Source organism: Acetobacterium sp. KB-1 (assembly GCF_003260995.1).
Classification (GTDB): Bacteria; Bacillota; Clostridia; order Eubacteriales; family Eubacteriaceae; genus Acetobacterium; species Acetobacterium carbinolicum.
The window spans coordinates 386,061-402,352 of the sequence record NZ_CP030040.1; the positions used below are offsets into that span (position 1 = coordinate 386,061).

Here is a 16,292-nt window from a genome sequence, read left to right on the forward strand (position 1 = left end):
AAATTATATCACATTTATTAAGCAGGACTTTTTTTCGTGAGAAAAGGGGGTATTGAGGAAGGGAAACAAAACGAAATTTATCATACTGTAGGGGCAATAGCAGTTGCCCGCAAAGGTTAAACAATCAAATCGTTCTAAATTTAAAAATATAATTGGAGGCTACAAAATGGGAAAATATTTACTGGGTCTTGACAATGGCGGCACCATGATTAAAGCGGCACTTTACGATTTAAAAGGAAACGAGGTGGCAATTTCTAGCTCCAAAACAGCCATGTACCAGCCGGAACCGGGCTTCACCGAACGTGACGTCGAAGAAATGTGGCAGGCCAATGTCAAAGCGATTAAAGGGGTGATCGCCAAAGCCGGTATCAATGGCAGTGAGATCATCGGGCTCTCCGCCACTGGTCATGGGAACGGCCTCTATCTGGTTCGGGCTGATGGTAGCCAGACTACCAATGGCATGATCTCCACCGATGTCCGGGGCCGGGAATACGTTATTAAATGGCAGAAAGACGGCACCCATGATAAGATCTTGCCTAAAACCATGCAGAGTGTTTTTGCGGGACAGCCCACTACTCTGCTAAGATGGTTTATGGATCATAAACCCGAGGTACTGGAAGAAACCCGTTGGATTTTTATGTGCAAGGACTATATCCGTTTCCGGTTAACCGGAGAAGCTTATGGGGAAATTGCTGATATGTCCGGTTCCAGTCTGATGAATGTCCGGGATGTGAAATATGACCGGGATCTGCTCAAAGACATGGGGCTTGAAAGCATTTATGATAAATTGCCGCCACTGCGTTATTCAGGGGAAGTCTGCGGCACGATTACCAAGGAAGTGGCCGAACTGACCGGACTGTCTGAAGGAACCCCAGTGGCCGGGGGCTGTATGGATATTCACGCCTCAGCAATGGCAGTGGGAATCACCGATGAGGATAAAATGTGCGTGGTGGCCGGGACCTGGAGCATCAATGAATATATCAGTAAAAAACCGGTAGTGGACAAGGACTTGTTTATGACCTCCATTTATCCGATCCCCGGTTATTGGATGATCTTGGAAGGCAGCCCGACCTCGGCCAGTAATCTGGAATGGTTTTTAACTGAAATCCTTCGGGATATTGATCTCAAAGAGCAGGATGTCTATGAGTATTCCAACCATTGTGTCAACTGTGTGGCCGATGAAGATTGTGGCGTGGTCTTCCTACCCTTTTTATACGCCAGCAATGTCAACATCAATGCCAAGGCCTGTTTTGTCGGATTGTCCAGCTATCACAACCGGGATAATATGCTAAGAGCCGTTTACGAAGGGATTGTCTTTAGTCATAAGTATCATATTGAAAAGTTGCTTAAATATCGTAGTGCCCCAAAGAGTATCCGCATAGCCGGTGGGGTGGCTAAATCCCGGGTTTGGGTGCAGATGTTTGCAGATATTCTTAAGGTGCCTATTGAAGTCACTGAATGTACCGAACTGGGGGCACTGGGAGCAGCGATTTGTGCCGGGGTTGCCACTGGCGCCTATGAAAGTTTCAAGGCGGCTTCGGATGTGATGGTGGAAATTGCCTTTACTGCGGTTCCCGACCCCACTAAACAGGCCCTTTATGAAAAGAAGTACAACCGCTATCTGAAGGTTATCAATGCGCTGGATGGGATCTGGGACGAGTATTAAAGAAGGCCATTCAGCAATTACCAAGGAACGTTATGCATCGCTTCGTAGGGGCGAGGGTCTGACCCCTAGGTCATTATCAATCGCCCGGAAACGTTGATCTCAAGATAAACGCTTGCAGGCGGGTACTACCCGCCCCTACGAACCCATAATGGACAAATATGTAAAAAAACGGGAGACTAAGAAATGGATTTAAAATTAAAAGGAAAAAACGCCATCATCACCGGGGGTTCCCGGGGAGTGGGACGGGCGATTGCTCTGGGGCTAGCAGCAGAAGGCGTTAATGTGGTGGTAACAGCCCGAAAAAAATCGAAAGAACTATTGGAAGTGGTAGAAGAAGCTAAATCCATGGGGGTAAACGCCTATCCTTTGGGGGTAAGCATGAATAATGCCGATGATGTGGGGAAAATGATGAAGGCGGCCGAAGCGCTGCTGGGAGATCTGGATATACTGATCAATAACGCTGGGATCTGGTTAACCGGATGGATTCAGGATATCCCCTTATCGGACTGGGAAGAGACCATGGATGTGAACTTGACAGCGCCTTTTCTCACCTCTCAATATTTTGCCAAAATCAATCTAAAAAAGAAGCGACCCGGGCGGATTATTAATATTAATTCTCAGGCGGCCTTTAACGGCTCTACCACTGGCCATGCCCACTACGCTGCCAGCAAGGCGGGGATGGTAGCATTGACCATTTCCATGGCCCGGGAGCTGTCGTCTAAAGGGATTACGGTTAACGGCATTGCCCTGGGGATAGTTAACACCGATATGATTAGGGACAACTTAGAAGCCAACCCCGGTTATTACGAAAGCCGGATCCCCATTGGTCGCGTGGCTCAGCCGGAAGATGTGGCCAACATCGCAGTCTTTATGGTCTCGGAACCGGCATCTTATCTCACTGGCACAACCATCGATGCGACCGGAGGAATGCTAATGCGGTAGGGTATTTAAACGGAACATGGGTTGCAAGACGGACGACTGCGGGCGGTAGTACCTGCCCCTACGAAGCAGAATAAACAACGGCGTAAAAAACACACACCATTTACGAAAGGAAAAGAGAATGAATCATTATGACATCATCATCATTGGGGGCGGTATCACTGGTACGGCCATTGCCCATGAATGTTCAAAATATAAACTGACAGCCGCCCTGTTAGAGCGGGGCACCGATATCGGTATTGGTGCTACCAAAGGAAATGGCGGGGTCGTTCACCCCGGCTACGATCCCACTCCAGGCAGTCTGAAAGCAAAGATCAATGTCCGGGGAGCCAATCTTTATCCCAAACTGGCCAGGGACTTAAATTTTGGTATTATCAATCCGGGTATGTTCGTGATCGGGTTTACCGATGCCGATGAAGCGGCATTAAAACACAAGCTGGAGTTCGGTATCAAAAACGGGGTGCGGGATCTGGCCATTATCAATGCCGACCAAATGCGAAGCCGTGAGCCCCACCTGGCTGCCAATGCCAGGTATGCTCTTTATGCTCCTACAGCCACCGTGGTGGACCCCTTTGAGGTGGCGATCGCCTTTGCTGAAAATGCTAAAGCCAACGGTGTGGCGATTTTGACGAGTCAGCCAGTAACCGCGATACAAAAAAAAGAGGACGGCAGTTTTCTGATTAACACTCCCGATCAACAATTGTCCTGCTCCTATATCGTCAACGCAGCTGGCAACCATGCTGATGATGTGGCCAGGTTGGCAGGGATTTCTGAATACCAGATGAAGCCGCGGCATGGGGATCTGCTGGTGTTGGACAAGGATATGGTCAATAAGCCCAAAACGGTGATGTTCCCCTGTCCCGGACCGGATACCAAGGGGATTGCCTGTATTCCCACGGTTCATGGCAATACCATTGTTGGTTCTACCGCGACCATGATGGATGACAAGGAGGCACTCAACAACTATGCCCCCGGAATTCAGGCTTTGATTGATGGAGTGCATAAGATTTTACCGGAACTCGACGCCGGTAAAATTATCCGCACCTTTGCTGGGCTGCGGCCAGTGGTGCTGAACAACAATAATGATTTTTTCATTGCCGAGTCGCTAACTGTCAAAGGTTTTATTCATGCCGCTGGAATTCAGTCCCCGGGGGTAGCCTCAGCACCGGCGATTGCCGAAACGGTCCGTGATCTGTTGGATGATGCCGGACTTGAAATGAAACTAAAACCGGATTATAATCCTTTTCGGGAGAAAAAACCTGTCTTTGGCACACTGTCCATTGACGAACAGGATTTCCTGATCCAAAAGAATCCTGCCTATGGACGGATTGTCTGTCGTTGTGAAACGGTCACCGAAGGTGAAATCGTCGATGCCATCCACGGGATCATTCCGGCCCGCACCTTGGATGCGATTAAACGCCGGACTCGGGCCGGGATGGGGAGATGCCAAAGCGGCTTCTGTCAGTATAAGGTCATTTCTATTCTGAGCCGGGAGTTGGGGCTGCCAGTTTCTGACATCTGTCTGGAAGATCGGGGCTCACAACAGCTCTGTGGATCGGTTAAGGGAGGTGTGAAATGAAACAGTTAAATTATGATGTCGTCATCATTGGTGGTGGTCCGGCTGGTATGGCGGCGGCCCTGAAAGCCAAAGAAAAGGGTGCCACCGTTGCCATTATCGAACGTAACGACGAACTGGGAGGCATTCTTAATCAGTGTATTCACAGTGGTTTTGGGCTCAGCTATTTTAAGCAGGAGCTCACCGGCCCGGAATACGCCGAGCTGTTTATTAATCAGGTGGCAACTACCGGTATTGATGTATATTTAAAAACCATGGTCATTGATTTATCCCAGGATCGTCAGGTTAAAGCGATGAATGAAGATGGCATGCTGCTTCTCTGTGCCGGGGCCATTGTGCTGGCCATGGGGTGTCGGGAACGGACCCGGGGTGCGATTAAAATTCCTGGTTCAAGACCGGCTGGAGTCCTCACCGCCGGACTGGCGCAGCGGTATGTAAACATCGAAAACCGTAAACCCGGGGAACGAGTTGTCATTTTGGGTTCCGGTGATATCGGTCTGATCATGGCGAGACGGTTGACCCTTGAAGGTATGCAGGTTCTGGGGGTGTATGAGCTGATGCCATATGCTAACGGACTATACCGAAACATTAAAAACTGTCTGGATGATTTTGATATCCCCCTCCATTTGTCAACCACGGTAACTAATATTATCGGCCATCCTCATCTGGAAGCTATTGAGGTGGCTAAGGTTGACGAAAACTTTAAGGTGATTGAAGAAACCCGAGAAGTAGTCCCCTGTGATACTCTGCTGCTATCCATTGGTCTGATTCCCGAAAATGAGCTATCCCAAAAATCCGGAGTCAGTCTAAATCCCCGGACTAACGGTCCGTTGGTTAACGAAGAGCTGGAAACTGACCAGCCAGGAATCTTTGCCTGCGGAAATGTCCTTCACGTTCACGATCTGGTGGATAACGTCACCCTGGAAGCCGAAGCTGCCGGAGCTGCTGCCGCTGTCTATGCTTTGCAGCAAAAGGTAGAGGCAATGGCTGGTGAAAACAGATCGGCCAAAAATAAATCAACTATTCCGCTGGGACCCGGAGAAAATGTCGGCTATACCGTGCCAGCTAAACTGACCAGCCCGACTAAAAAAGCGGCACGAATTTTATTCCGGGTGCGAAAACCGCTAGAAAATGCCGAAGTTATCATTCAATCCGGTAAAAAAATTATATATCAAGGTAAACCCAGAGCCTTTAAGCCCAGTGTGATGGAAGAGGTACAGCTAAACCCAGACGAAATAAATGGATTAAAGGCTATGAGCGATCAAAATAGTGTAGCGCTACCGATAATCGTATCGGTCCGGGAGGTGAAACAATGAGTCGTTATAAAAGTGAAATTAAAAGTGAAATTAAAAGTGAAGAAGAAATAAAAGTTTGCTGCACCACCTGTCCCAAGGAATGCGTTATTACGGTTCATCTAAAAAAGGGCGTTATGGACAGAGTGGAGGGAGAAGGCTGTAAGCGGGGTAAAAAGTTTGCGCAAAAGGAGATTACCACGCCAGAAAGAACATTAACCAGTACAGTTATGGTGAAATGTGGTGACAAAGCCTGCCTATTACCAGTAAAAACGGCCGGCCCCATCCCCAAAAAAGCCATGGCTCTAGCCATGGACGCGATCCGCAAAACGAAGCTCACCGGCTCCTGCCAGATGGGGGATGTAGTCATTGCGGATATCTGCGGCACCGGGGTAGATGTGGTGGCTTGTCGAAGTATTAAGGAGGAAAATCATGCGTGTTAATCTCAGTAAAATTTTAGCGGATGCCAATCACAAAGGATGCGGCATCGGGGCGTTTAATACACCCAATCTGGAAAGTGTTCAGGCGGTGATCGCTGCGGCAGAGACCCTGAACCAGCCGGTGATCATCATGCATGCCCAGATTCATGAAAGCCTTGTTCCCCTGGAAATGATCGGTCCGGTAATGATCCGGTTCGCCGATCAGGCCAAGGTAAACGTCTGCGTTCATCTGGATCATGGCGAAGATCTGGGTTACCTGCTTCACGCCATGAAAATGGGTTTTACCTCAGTGATGTATGATGGCTCGAGGTTGCCCTATGAGGAAAATCTGGCCAACACCCGGGAAATTGTCCGGGTGGCCCATTATCTGGGGGTATCGGTGGAAGCTGAGCTGGGCCGGGTGCTACGACCAGAAGGCGGGGGCGTTCCAGATCCCGAGGAAGAAGCCCTGACCCCGGAAGCATGCTACACCGATCCAGCGATGGCTAACGCCTTTGTGGCGGCCACTGGGGTGGATGCACTGGCGATTGCCTTTGGCACTGCCCATGGCGTTTATGAAGCCGAACCCTGTCTGGATTTTGATCGGATCGCAGCGATTCACGAATTGGTGGAGGTACCATTGGTGATGCATGGTGGTTCCGGGGTATGTGCGGCTGACTTCCGCAAAGCCATCGTATCCGGGATTTCAAAAATCAATTACTTTACATATATGTCCCTGGCTGGAGGTCAAGCGGTTAAAGCCTATTCTGATCAAAACCCCGGTCGGGACCTGCGCTTTGATGAAATTGCCGAGATTGCCCGGGTTGCCATGCAGGCTGATGTGGAACGGGCGATGAAGATGTTCCGGGGTTAAGTGAGTGTTTGTCATTTTGTCTTGGGATTGATAAAAGTTAAGGGACGGGCTAACGTAAAAAAATCCTTTTGATGTATATCGTCACCGTTGAAAAAACTGTGACGATTATCAAAAGGATCCTTAATATAATGTGAATATTTTTGTGACTATCGGCTAAAACTGGATGTACACACAGATTAAATCAGTTGTTATTTTTTGCCATCTGAATCGGCCATGAAATTATGCATATTTCCAGCATTATTTTTTGCCAGTTCTTCAGCTTCGCTATAAATACCATCTTCGTTTTCTTCAACCACTTTTTCTTTTTCCGCTAATTCGCTAGCTTGTGTATAAATACCTTCGGTTTGATCGGATTCTACTGGGGAATGTTTTATTTGCTTGTCAACTTTTGGGTTGTGACCGTCTGGATCAGCCATGAATGTGTGAACATCTTCGCGATTCGCCTTTGCTGCTTCCTCAGCTTCCCCATAAATAGGATCTACACCACTTTTGATATTTTTATCTTTTGCACCAAGTTCCTCGGCATTGCCGTAAACGCCTTTTTTTTCGTTATCCATGTTTCTACCTCCTGAAAATTGTTTTTCTTATATTATAATACCCTAAAAAAAACAACTCAAACATGATCTTAAAATAAGAATAAAAGGGAAGTCTGAAATAAGTACTTCTGATTTTTCATGTGGCGGGTTTTAATGAAATAAAAGTGTGATTGCAGTTTACATAACCCAATTGATGATGTTTACAGGTTTTAGATTTTCTTAAACGAAACTGAAAATATCTGATCCTTAAAGTGCCGAATGGGGTCTGACACCCGATTGACACAGAAACGTAATATTATCATCTCAGGAAAACAAAAGACGCAGCGACGCAACTAACCGTTTCGCCGACGCCAAAAAAACATAAGGAGATGTGTAAAATGAAACGTTTATCAAAATTATTAACTGTTCTTCTACTGGCTTTCACCTTGGTGGGTTCCATGGGAGTTGTGATGGCGGAAGGCAATGACTTCGGGTCGGCGGGAGCGCTGGCTGACGACAACTTGACGCTGGAGGAAATGCTGACCTACGCAATTCAGGATGAATATGCTGCCGAAGCAGAGTACGCTAAAATCATTGAAACCTACGGATCGGTTCGACCATACACTAACATTGTCAAGGCAGAAGCCAAACATATTGCAGCACTGACACCGCTTTTTGAAGCCAACTGCTTAGAGGTTCCAGTTAACGACGCAGCCAGTCACCTGGTCTTGCCTGCATCCTTGAAAGAAAGCTACGCCATTGGTGTCCAGGCTGAGATTTTGAATATTGACATGTACAACCGCTTTCTAACGCAAGAACTACCAGACACTGTTCGTAACGTGTTTGAATCACTGAAAAAAGCATCCGAAAGCCATCTGGCAGCATTCCAGCGAAAAGCTAACTAGTCAGCTAGAATCGTTAGGCAGATTTTAAAACTGAATAAACCAAAAAAGAGAAATGACCGCTGGTCTTTCTCTTTTTTTCGATCTATAGAATTATTTTTTCCTATTGCAGAATCGTATTGCGGCCGGATCTTTTGGCCTGGTAAAGCAGGCGGTCGGCAGTCTCGATCAATTCACTGATGCTGGTATGGTCCCATTGGACAATTTCGCTACTAATCGTCAGATCGATGGTGTCGTGATAAAATCGGCGATTACGCGAAAGAAGAGGTTATAATTAAACAGAAATTCGGGCAAACCGTTCCATGCTGGCTGACATATTCTGACATTTTTTTTTGTAGGGGGAGTGTTTATGTTTAAACTCCGAGGCCAGTATCAGGGTATCCAGTTCTTCCACGCAGGCGATTGAGCCATCGTGGTATTTTAGCGACTGGAATAAATTATTACTGACCAGGCAGTCAGATAGAGCCCGGTGAGCATTGGTATTCTGGATGGCGCATTTTTCACACAGAGAAGTTAGTTGATGATTGAGAACCGATCTTTGCCGTTCTCTGAATAGATCAATAATATCGATAAAATCGTTGGTCAGATCATGACCGATCGTTATTTTACAGTGATCGTACAAAAAATTTACATCAGAATTAACCTTATGGCCAATTAATATATTGTCGTCGATAAAGGAAACGAAAGCGTCTAATACCTCAGCAATGGGGTTGGCATCGGTGAGCATATTATTGGTGATACCAGTCAGATTAGTAATATAAGAACTGATGGGGTTCTTTGGTTTGATTAGCATTTGAAAGACGGATGTGATTTTATCGTTGCGGACTTTAACAGCGCCGATTTCAATTATTTCACAGTTTTTGGGACTGAATCCGGTCGTCTCAATATCAATGATGACGTAATGATCCGGAAATTCAATCAGACTATTGCCTTTTTTTTCTCGAAGTATTCCATATTTATTCATTGGTTATTCTCCTAACAAGTTACTCTCTTTTTGCAGTTGGTCGTTTTTAATTGGTACTGCGTTATATTTATAACCAATTTGGAAGTGATTATTCATCTTAAATCATTGAAAAGATAAAAAAACTCAATTCTGCAGATACAGAACTAAGTTTTCTAGTTTTACTTTAACAAGTACTTATTTAACTTCTTTCAGGTAGTTTGCCACCCGCTCTTCGGCGTTGGCCCGGATATTGAAATAGTAGAAAGGAAAATCAAAGGTATGGAAAACGCCCCGGCCAAAGGTACCACCACCGGGTGCATATTGATCGACACTAACGGTGCTGCAGATCAGGACATTTTTGGTATTATCGACCTTGGCATCGGCAAAATTCATGACCTTTAAGGGGGTGCCATCGGCATTTTTGACCACAGACCCATCCGCATTTAATTGGAGGGAACCAAGATTGTCAGAGGCTGGTGCGACCGTTTCTTCGGTGGTCCAGCTAATTGGGTTGATAACATGGGCGGTGGGCAGAACCACACCATCAGAGCCTTCAATGGTAGGGGCCTGGGTATTGTAGGAAACAATGACCCCAGTGTCACCAGAGCCAGAGGCAAATTTGAGGTCAGGATTTTCAGCCAGGTAGTCATCGGTAATGGAATAGCCAAGGACATAGGCAGCTACCATCCGTTTGTAAACGTCCGGGTGTTCTTTCATGTAATCCTGTAATATATAGATCATTACGTTGGAGCCCTGGGAATGACTGGCCAGAATAAAGGGTCGGCCATTGTTGTAATGCTCGATATAGTATTCAAAGGCGGCAGTGGCATCAGTCAGCGGCACGCCTTTAACGATGTCCTGTTGTTCCTCAACATCCATCGCCAGGGTGGAGCCGGCGTCATCCTGACGGTAGTAGGGAGCAAAGATATTAGCTGAGGTTTCAAAGGCAGTGGCTTGTCGGTCATAGGCCAGTTTGGACTGTTGCAGCATGACTGGATTGTCGATTTCACAGATAATCGGGTCATCGGCGTTTACCTTGGCCCAGGCAGAGGGGTACAGGTAGAACACGTCCACCTCTTTGGTTATTTCAGCCGGAACATTGAGCCAGTGTGCGCTCTGACTGTAATCCGTGGGGACGATGGCCTCCGAGGTTTCAATCTGGGCACCATCTTTTTTTGCGGTAGTACATCCGGCAACCACCAGACAACAGATGACAAACGCCAGGGAGACTGATAGAATGATTTTTCTTTTCATGTTGTTCTCCTTTATTTTGATTTAAATATAATTTAACGTTTTCATTATAAGGGGAAATGGGTGAAAAGTATAGTGGCATAGTTGTAAAAGTACGGAAAATACTTTGGGATAAAAATTAAATGAGGTAGATATATAACAAAAGTCGTTGAAAAGAGGATATCGTAAATGATAGAATACAATCTTAACGACAACTAAACTGGAGGATGGTAATGTTTCAATTGGATATTCGATTACTGATCGTAACGATACTCTTTTTTTCGATTATTTTTGTGGATTTTTTAAGAAATAAAAAATTACCGCTTTTATCAAATAAATGTTTTGCGCTGATGCTTTATTTTACGGCGGTAAATCTTGTTTTTAATGTGCTTAAACTTTATACCACGGTCAACGTTGATGCGTTTATACCGCTGGTAGACCGGATGTTTAGCCAGCTTTTTTACGGCAGTATGATCATGATTGTGGTGTTTCTTTTCTGGTATGTTGAAATTTTAGGGAATAATCAGAAACGGATGAAGTGGAAAAAGGTTCTGAGGCGTATGCTGCCCCTGGCTTTCCCGATGGTGATGATACTCTTTGGGGATTTGAATTACGAACTCCGCAATCAGCAATTATATGCCGATGGATCAATGGTTGTCGGATTCACATTAAGCCTGCTTTTCTATTGTGGATGGATTTTTGTGGATACGGTTCGTTATAAAAAGACGATCCAAAAAGAAAATCGGTTGGCTATCCAACTGGGGGTTCTGATGCTGGTTGCCGGAGGCGGAATTCAACTCTTTAATTTTGGCCTGCTTTTTTCGGAAGTAGCGGTCACCCTGATGATTTTGTTTATCTATCTGGCCTTTGAAAATCCCAAAGAATACATCGATGAGGAAACAGGCTCCTTTAACAAACGGGCCTTTCATCTGGTGCTAAATGAAAAAAAAGAAGCTGAGAAGCCATTGATTCTGGTGAGCGTGGTGGTGGATGATTTAAGAAGAATTCAAACCATGGTGGGGCATGAGAATACCAATCACATCCTCAAGATAATCGGGATGATGATGAAGGACAGCTTCCAATTCTGTCCCGGTTGTGACCGAAAAAGGATTAAAAAAATAAAACATAATGCCGATTTCAGCCTTTATCACTCTCGTAGCAATGTGATGACGTTTTTAACCGAAGTCACTCTTGACGATATTAATGAACAGTTGGAATTGTTGGCCCGGCAGATAAAAAAGCCGATCCAGTTTTCAAAGCACACCATTGTTATTAAAGCCCATATTGATGTGATTTTTACAGATAATTACAAAAATCAGGAAACCTGCGATGAGGTCTACGACATGATGAATTATATGGCCTCACATAATAATGCCACAGCGGAAAAAATCATTCATCTTTTAAATGAAGCGGTCATCAGTAGTAAAATACGCTATTCAACCATTGAAAATATCCTCATTGACGCCATCGAGCATGACGGGTTTGTAATGGTGTACCAGCCAATATACCATGCCAAAAATAAGCAGTTTCTTTCGGCCGAAGCGCTGGTTCGCTTAACCGACACCACCTCGGTTGGTTTTATCTCCCCGGAAGAGTTTATTCCCATCGCCGAAAAAAAAGGCATGATCATGGAACTGGGGGAGATTGTCTTTGATAAAGTCTGTGCCTTTGCCCGGGAAGAGGCACTTAAGGATCGGGGCATCGAGTACATTGAAGTAAATCTTTCTGGTATTCAATGTGTCCACCCGGATCTCCCCAGTCAGTTACAGGGTATTATGAAAAAATATGATATAACACCGGGTTTTATTAACCTGGAAATAACCGAAACCGCCTTTGTGGAATCGGGTGAAATGCTCCGGGAGAACATGCTTAAGCTGAGGCAGATGGGATGCAGCTTTTCGATGGATGATTTTGGCACCGGGTATTCCAATTTGTCACGGATGGCTGAAGTGGTGTACGACCTGGTAAAATTGGACAAGAGTCTGATCTGGCCCTGTTTTGACCAGGAGAACAGTGGGAAAAACAGTAAGGCCACTGCTATTCTGGAAAATATCATCAAGCTTCTGTTGCAACTAAATGTTAAAATCGTCGCTGAAGGGGTGGAGACCAAAGAGATGGCGACCTACCTGAACAACCTCGGGGTCACCCATTTACAGGGGTATTATTATTCCAAACCGATCAGCGAGGCGGCGTATTTAGATTTTTTAGCTATAGACCGAAGTAGTTATAAAATTGTAACTGATGATGAGAAAACCAAAACGTCACAAGTGAATAGTCTGTAAGACTACAGTTTATTTTCAGAAGAGGAGAAAGAAATGGATATCCGAAAGATTGAATATTTTCTCTGTGTAGTTGATGAAGCCAGCTTTACCAAGGCGGCTAAACGGCTGCATGTGTCGCAGTCGGGCATCAGTCAGCAGATCGCCAGCCTGGAGGATGACCTGGGGGTGATCCTGATCAATCGCTTAAAAAACAAATTTGAACTCACCGAAGCAGGGGCGTATTTTTACCAGTCCTGTCAGGAATTTGTCAATTACTATCACCAGATCCAGAAGAAAACCCGGGAAATTCATTTTCGCAGTCAGTTGGATATCAACATCGGTTATGCCGGTCCCATTGAGGCTACCATCATTGAACCGCTGGTCAGCTTGATTCAGGCGTATTATCCGGATCTCAATTTTAACTTCGAAAAAAGCAGTTTTCGGGAAGTCATCGAGGCGTTATCGAATCGCTCCATGGATATGGTGATCTCCTACACCTATGATCTGGTGAAATCCAGCGAAGTGGTAACCATCCCGATCCGTCGGAAGCCGATGGGTCTGCTGGTCAGCAGCCGGCACCCCCTGGCCGGGCAGCAAAGTGTCTGCGCCGCCGCGGTTGCTGGCGAAAAGATCATTATGCTCAATCCCGACTATGGCCGGAAGAGTTATGAGAATATGATCAAATGCTGTCGGCTCGATGGTTATGAACCCAATATCACCCAAGAAGTTCCCACCTGTGAAGCGATGTTTCTGAAAGTCGATGCCAACAGCGGGGTCTCGTTTTTTTCCCAAGGCTATGTTGAAAAAATCTTTAAAAACATCTGTTATGTCGAGCTGGAAGGAACTCACCATATCGACTGCGTCGATTTGAGCTGGCTAAGAAATAATGGCAATGCCTTTATTCCCAAAATTGCAAAGTTAATTCAGGACAATCTCCATAAGCTATTCTGATCACCTCATCAGATCTGTCTATTAGACAGGGGGATGGGGCTAGACGTATAATCAGCTTAGAAAAATCTTATGTCGGCATTTTTACGCGCCCTGAAGCAGGACCCGTGTAAACGCTGACAAACGATGGCGCAGCTATTGCCGCTATAATTCAGAGTTGAAGAGGAGATCGTATGAAAAACTGTAAATATCCCAATCTTTTTACCCCGATTGTACTGGGGAACACCCTGTTTAGAAACCGTATTTTTGCTTCCCCCACCGGTTACCAGAATTTAAATGGAGACGGTTATCTCAATGAGGGCGCCGCCGCCTATTATGAACGAAAAGCCCGGGGCGGGGCGGCCAGCGTCACTTCTTTTGAAGGGATTGTCGATGGCGAGCTGGGCCGCGGCGGGGCCACCCATATCTGTCTGGACACGCCCAACATCAGTAATAATCTGTCCCGACTGGCTTATGGCGTTAAAACTTATGGCGCGGTGGCATCCCTGGAACTTCAGCATACCGGCATGTTTGCCAATCGGGATCTGTCCTTTTTTGGCGCTTCCTCCAAAGGGATTGCCTATGGCCCGGTGGAGTGTGAGCTGGCGGGCCGGACGATTCAGGCCATGGATGAAGAGATCATTGAACGGACGATTAGAAAATTTGCCCAGGGGGCGGGGCTGGCAAAACGCTGTGGCTTTGGAATGGTCACGGTTCATGCCGGTCATGGCTGGCTGCTGCACCAGTTTCTCTCGCCGATCACCAACACCCGTACCGATAAATGGGGCGGCAAGGATGTCGAGAACCGATCCCGGCTGATCATTGCCGTCTGTGATGCCATCCGTAAAGAAGTGGGACCGGGTTTCCCGATTGAAATTCGCTTAAGCGGATCGGAATGTTACGATGGCGGATTCGGAATTGAAGACGGCATTGCCATCGCCAAACAGCTGGAAAACCACGTTGACTTACTGCACATCTCAGCCGGTAATCACGAGGTCGAAGAAGTGTTTGCGATCACCCATCCCAGCATGTTTACGGCGGACGGCTGTAATGTTCAATATGCAGCCGAAATCAAGAAACACGTCAAAACCCCGGTGGCCACAGTGGGCGCTCTGGATGATCCCGAACTGATGGAAGAAATTATCCGTTCGGGACAGGCGGATGTGGTTGAAATGGCCCGGGGGCTGCTTTGCGATCCGGACTTTCCCAATAAGCTGCGCAGCGGCAACGAAGATAAGATCATTAAGTGTTTGCGCTGTTTATCCTGTTTTTCCAGTGAGCTTGCAAACGGCGAGCCCTATTGCGCCCTGAATCCGGAAACCGGCCGGGAGCTGGAAATGAAATTCGCCATTCCCACGGCGGTTAAAAAGAAAGTGCTGGTCGCCGGCGGTGGTATTGGTGGGATGCAGGCAGCGCTGACCTGTGCCGACCGCGGTCATGAGGTTATCCTGGTTGAAAAAAGCGACCGTCTGGGTGGGGTGCTCCGCTGTGAAGAGGCGGTGGCCTTCAAGAAAAATCTGGATGCCTACCTGAACCAGCAGCAACAACGGATTCAGGATGCCAACATCGAAGTCCTTCTGAATACCGCGGTGACGCCAGCAATGGCAGAAACCATCGAGCCCGATATTATCATTGCCGCTCTGGGTGCGGAACCGGTTAAACCGCCGATTCCCGGCATCAATCACAAACATGTCATCTGTGCCCAGGACGCCTATACCGCCATTGACACCATCGGCGAGCAGACGGTGATCATTGGTGCCGGTCTGGTCGGGGTGGAGCTGGGACTGCACCTGATAGCCAATGGCAAAAAAGTGAAAATTGTTGAATTGTCCGATCATATCAATGACGGCGGTAATTTCCTGCATATGCTGGGCTTGAAATTTGAAATCATCAAACGGGATCTGGATATTCAATTCAATACCAGGGTGAAAGAAATTCGGGAAAACGGTGTTCTCTGTGAAATAGACGGTGCTGACCAATTGCTGGACGCCGATACCGTGATCTACGCGGTCGGCCAGAAACCCCGCCGCGACGATGCCCTGGCGCTTAATTTTTGTGCTCCGGAATTCTATCTGGTCGGTGATGTCATCGCCCCAAGAGATATTACCAGTGCCAATGCCGAAGCCTTTATGACTGCCCGCAACATCGGCCGATTCTAGGAAAAAATAGCAACTCATGATTTAACCGCCGCTTTCTGATTGATAATCAGAAAGCGGCGGTTTTGATCGCTATTTAAAAACCGCCGTTAGGCTTCAATATTTTGTTTAAAGCATAACCACACTGTCGCCATCACAACGGTTTATTTTATTGCTTGACGACATAAGCATGACTTGCTCAATGTTTGTTGTGGAATTTGTCTTTATTAGCAAGAATGACATATTGGGTATGTGTCAAATCGAATTGCCTTAATGCGTCTTTAATCGCTCTCTGCCAAAGGGTGGACACCTGCCAAAAGAGTAAGCCGGTACTTTCATTATGGGATTGATACCGGGAGCCTTTCAATGCTCGACCATAGAAAGGAACCGATCCATCGTGGCTGGCAAGGTGGCAGTTATTCCTTTGCCCATACCATCCATTTGGGCGTCGACACCGCCTTCAATTCCGCGAGTTTAAATTTTAGCTCGAACACTTAAAAATCTTTCCCACCGCACCATTAAATGATACAATAAATCCATTCACACCGATTACACAGGCATTGAGGTAAATGTTATATTAAGCTACTTGTCAGGATCCCTAACTTAAAGAAGG

Annotated in this window: 14 protein-coding genes; 10 read left to right on the forward strand and 4 right to left on the reverse strand. The window is 46.5% G+C overall.

From position 1 onward, the window contains the following. Positions 1–166 precede the first annotated feature (166 nt). The 6 genes from DOZ58_RS01770 to DOZ58_RS01795 all read left to right on the forward strand — a co-directional run bounded on the left by DOZ58_RS01770 (position 167) and on the right by DOZ58_RS01795 (position 6,766). Positions 167–1,666: an FGGY-family carbohydrate kinase gene (locus tag DOZ58_RS01770; RefSeq protein WP_111886732.1), complete on the forward strand. Its 1,500-nt coding sequence runs from the start codon at positions 167–169 to the stop codon at positions 1,664–1,666. Positions 1,667–1,849: 183 nt separating this feature from the next. After that, positions 1,850–2,608, forward strand: coding sequence for an SDR family NAD(P)-dependent oxidoreductase (locus DOZ58_RS01775; RefSeq protein WP_111886733.1), 759 nt, complete (start codon positions 1,850–1,852; stop codon positions 2,606–2,608). Positions 2,609–2,726: 118 nt separating this feature from the next. Then, positions 2,727–4,184 (forward strand): NAD(P)/FAD-dependent oxidoreductase, encoded by a 1,458-nt coding sequence (locus DOZ58_RS01780; RefSeq protein ID WP_111886734.1) that lies wholly within the window; start codon positions 2,727–2,729, stop codon positions 4,182–4,184. After that, positions 4,181–5,497, forward strand: a complete 1,317-nt coding sequence (locus DOZ58_RS01785) for an NAD(P)/FAD-dependent oxidoreductase (protein WP_111886735.1) — start codon at positions 4,181–4,183, stop codon at positions 5,495–5,497. Before DOZ58_RS01780 ends, DOZ58_RS01785 begins: the two co-directional genes overlap by 4 nt. Continuing rightward, positions 5,494–5,916 (forward strand): DUF1667 domain-containing protein, encoded by a 423-nt coding sequence (locus DOZ58_RS01790; protein WP_111886736.1) that lies wholly within the window; start codon positions 5,494–5,496, stop codon positions 5,914–5,916. The genes DOZ58_RS01785 and DOZ58_RS01790 overlap by 4 nt, the downstream gene beginning before the upstream one ends. Further along, positions 5,906–6,766, forward strand: coding sequence for a class II fructose-bisphosphate aldolase (locus tag DOZ58_RS01795; RefSeq protein ID WP_111886737.1), 861 nt, complete (start codon positions 5,906–5,908; stop codon positions 6,764–6,766). The genes DOZ58_RS01790 and DOZ58_RS01795 overlap by 11 nt, the downstream gene beginning before the upstream one ends. 188 nt (positions 6,767–6,954) lie before the next feature. Here the strand turns inward: DOZ58_RS01795 and DOZ58_RS01800 are convergent, their stop codons facing one another. Further along, on the reverse strand, positions 6,955–7,323 hold the full coding sequence (locus tag DOZ58_RS01800; protein ID WP_111886738.1) for a hypothetical protein: 369 nt from the start codon (positions 7,321–7,323) through the stop codon (positions 6,955–6,957). Positions 7,324–7,679: 356 nt separating this feature from the next. Between DOZ58_RS01800 and DOZ58_RS01805 the strand changes: the two genes are divergently transcribed. Then, a complete protein-coding gene (locus DOZ58_RS01805; RefSeq protein ID WP_111886739.1) occupies positions 7,680–8,186 on the forward strand; it encodes a DUF2202 domain-containing protein in 507 nt (168 codons plus the stop codon). Between the two features lie 100 nt (positions 8,187–8,286). Here DOZ58_RS01805 and DOZ58_RS19200 read toward each other — a convergent pair whose 3' ends face one another. The 3 genes from DOZ58_RS19200 to DOZ58_RS01820 form a co-directional block, all read right to left on the reverse strand. Continuing rightward, positions 8,287–8,412, reverse strand: a complete 126-nt coding sequence (locus tag DOZ58_RS19200; RefSeq protein ID WP_111889654.1) for a diguanylate cyclase — start codon at positions 8,410–8,412, stop codon at positions 8,287–8,289. Positions 8,413–8,457: 45 nt separating this feature from the next. Then, positions 8,458–9,147 carry a PolC-type DNA polymerase III gene (locus DOZ58_RS01815; protein ID WP_111886740.1) on the reverse strand — a complete coding sequence of 230 codons (690 nt, stop codon included), beginning with the start codon at positions 9,145–9,147 and terminating at the stop codon, positions 8,458–8,460. Between the two features lie 174 nt (positions 9,148–9,321). Further along, complete coding sequence (locus tag DOZ58_RS01820; protein WP_111886741.1) at positions 9,322–10,380, reverse strand: DUF3089 domain-containing protein; 1,059 nt, start codon at positions 10,378–10,380, stop codon at positions 9,322–9,324. Positions 10,381–10,589: 209 nt separating this feature from the next. On the opposite strand from DOZ58_RS01820, the gene DOZ58_RS01825 reads away from it, so the two are divergent. The 3 genes from DOZ58_RS01825 (at position 10,590) to DOZ58_RS01835 (ending at position 15,703) form a co-directional block, all read left to right on the forward strand. Then, positions 10,590–12,638 (forward strand): EAL domain-containing protein, encoded by a 2,049-nt coding sequence (locus tag DOZ58_RS01825; RefSeq protein ID WP_162624379.1) that lies wholly within the window; start codon positions 10,590–10,592, stop codon positions 12,636–12,638. Between the two features lie 33 nt (positions 12,639–12,671). Further along, positions 12,672–13,568 (forward strand): LysR family transcriptional regulator, encoded by an 897-nt coding sequence (locus tag DOZ58_RS01830; protein ID WP_111886743.1) that lies wholly within the window; start codon positions 12,672–12,674, stop codon positions 13,566–13,568. 170 nt (positions 13,569–13,738) lie between these two features. Beyond that, positions 13,739–15,703 carry an NAD(P)/FAD-dependent oxidoreductase gene (locus tag DOZ58_RS01835; protein WP_111886744.1) on the forward strand — a complete coding sequence of 655 codons (1,965 nt, stop codon included), beginning with the start codon at positions 13,739–13,741 and terminating at the stop codon, positions 15,701–15,703. Positions 15,704–16,292 lie beyond the last annotated feature (589 nt).

Bases quoted from the DNA above. Each gene is read 5' to 3' on its own strand.
- DOZ58_RS01775 (WP_111886733.1), top strand. From the start codon at position 1,850: ATGGATTTAAAATTAAAAGGAAAAAACGCCATCATCACCGGGGGTTCC.
- DOZ58_RS01790 (WP_111886736.1), top strand. From the start codon at position 5,494: ATGAGTCGTTATAAAAGTGAAATTAAAAGTGAAATTAAAAGTGAAGAA.
- DOZ58_RS01820 (WP_111886741.1), bottom strand. From the start codon at position 10,380: ATGAAAAGAAAAATCATTCTATCAGTCTCCCTGGCGTTTGTCATCTGT.
- DOZ58_RS01800 (WP_111886738.1), bottom strand. From the start codon at position 7,323: ATGGATAACGAAAAAAAAGGCGTTTACGGCAATGCCGAGGAACTTGGT.
- DOZ58_RS01835 (WP_111886744.1), top strand. From the start codon at position 13,739: ATGAAAAACTGTAAATATCCCAATCTTTTTACCCCGATTGTACTGGGG.
- DOZ58_RS01815 (WP_111886740.1), bottom strand. From the start codon at position 9,147: ATGAATAAATATGGAATACTTCGAGAAAAAAAAGGCAATAGTCTGATT.
- DOZ58_RS01785 (WP_111886735.1), top strand. From the start codon at position 4,181: ATGAAACAGTTAAATTATGATGTCGTCATCATTGGTGGTGGTCCGGCT.
- DOZ58_RS01795 (WP_111886737.1), top strand. From the start codon at position 5,906: ATGCGTGTTAATCTCAGTAAAATTTTAGCGGATGCCAATCACAAAGGA.
- DOZ58_RS01830 (WP_111886743.1), top strand. From the start codon at position 12,672: ATGGATATCCGAAAGATTGAATATTTTCTCTGTGTAGTTGATGAAGCC.
- DOZ58_RS01770 (WP_111886732.1), top strand. From the start codon at position 167: ATGGGAAAATATTTACTGGGTCTTGACAATGGCGGCACCATGATTAAA.
- DOZ58_RS01780 (WP_111886734.1), top strand. From the start codon at position 2,727: ATGAATCATTATGACATCATCATCATTGGGGGCGGTATCACTGGTACG.
- DOZ58_RS01805 (WP_111886739.1), top strand. From the start codon at position 7,680: ATGAAACGTTTATCAAAATTATTAACTGTTCTTCTACTGGCTTTCACC.
- DOZ58_RS01825 (WP_162624379.1), top strand. From the start codon at position 10,590: ATGTTTCAATTGGATATTCGATTACTGATCGTAACGATACTCTTTTTT.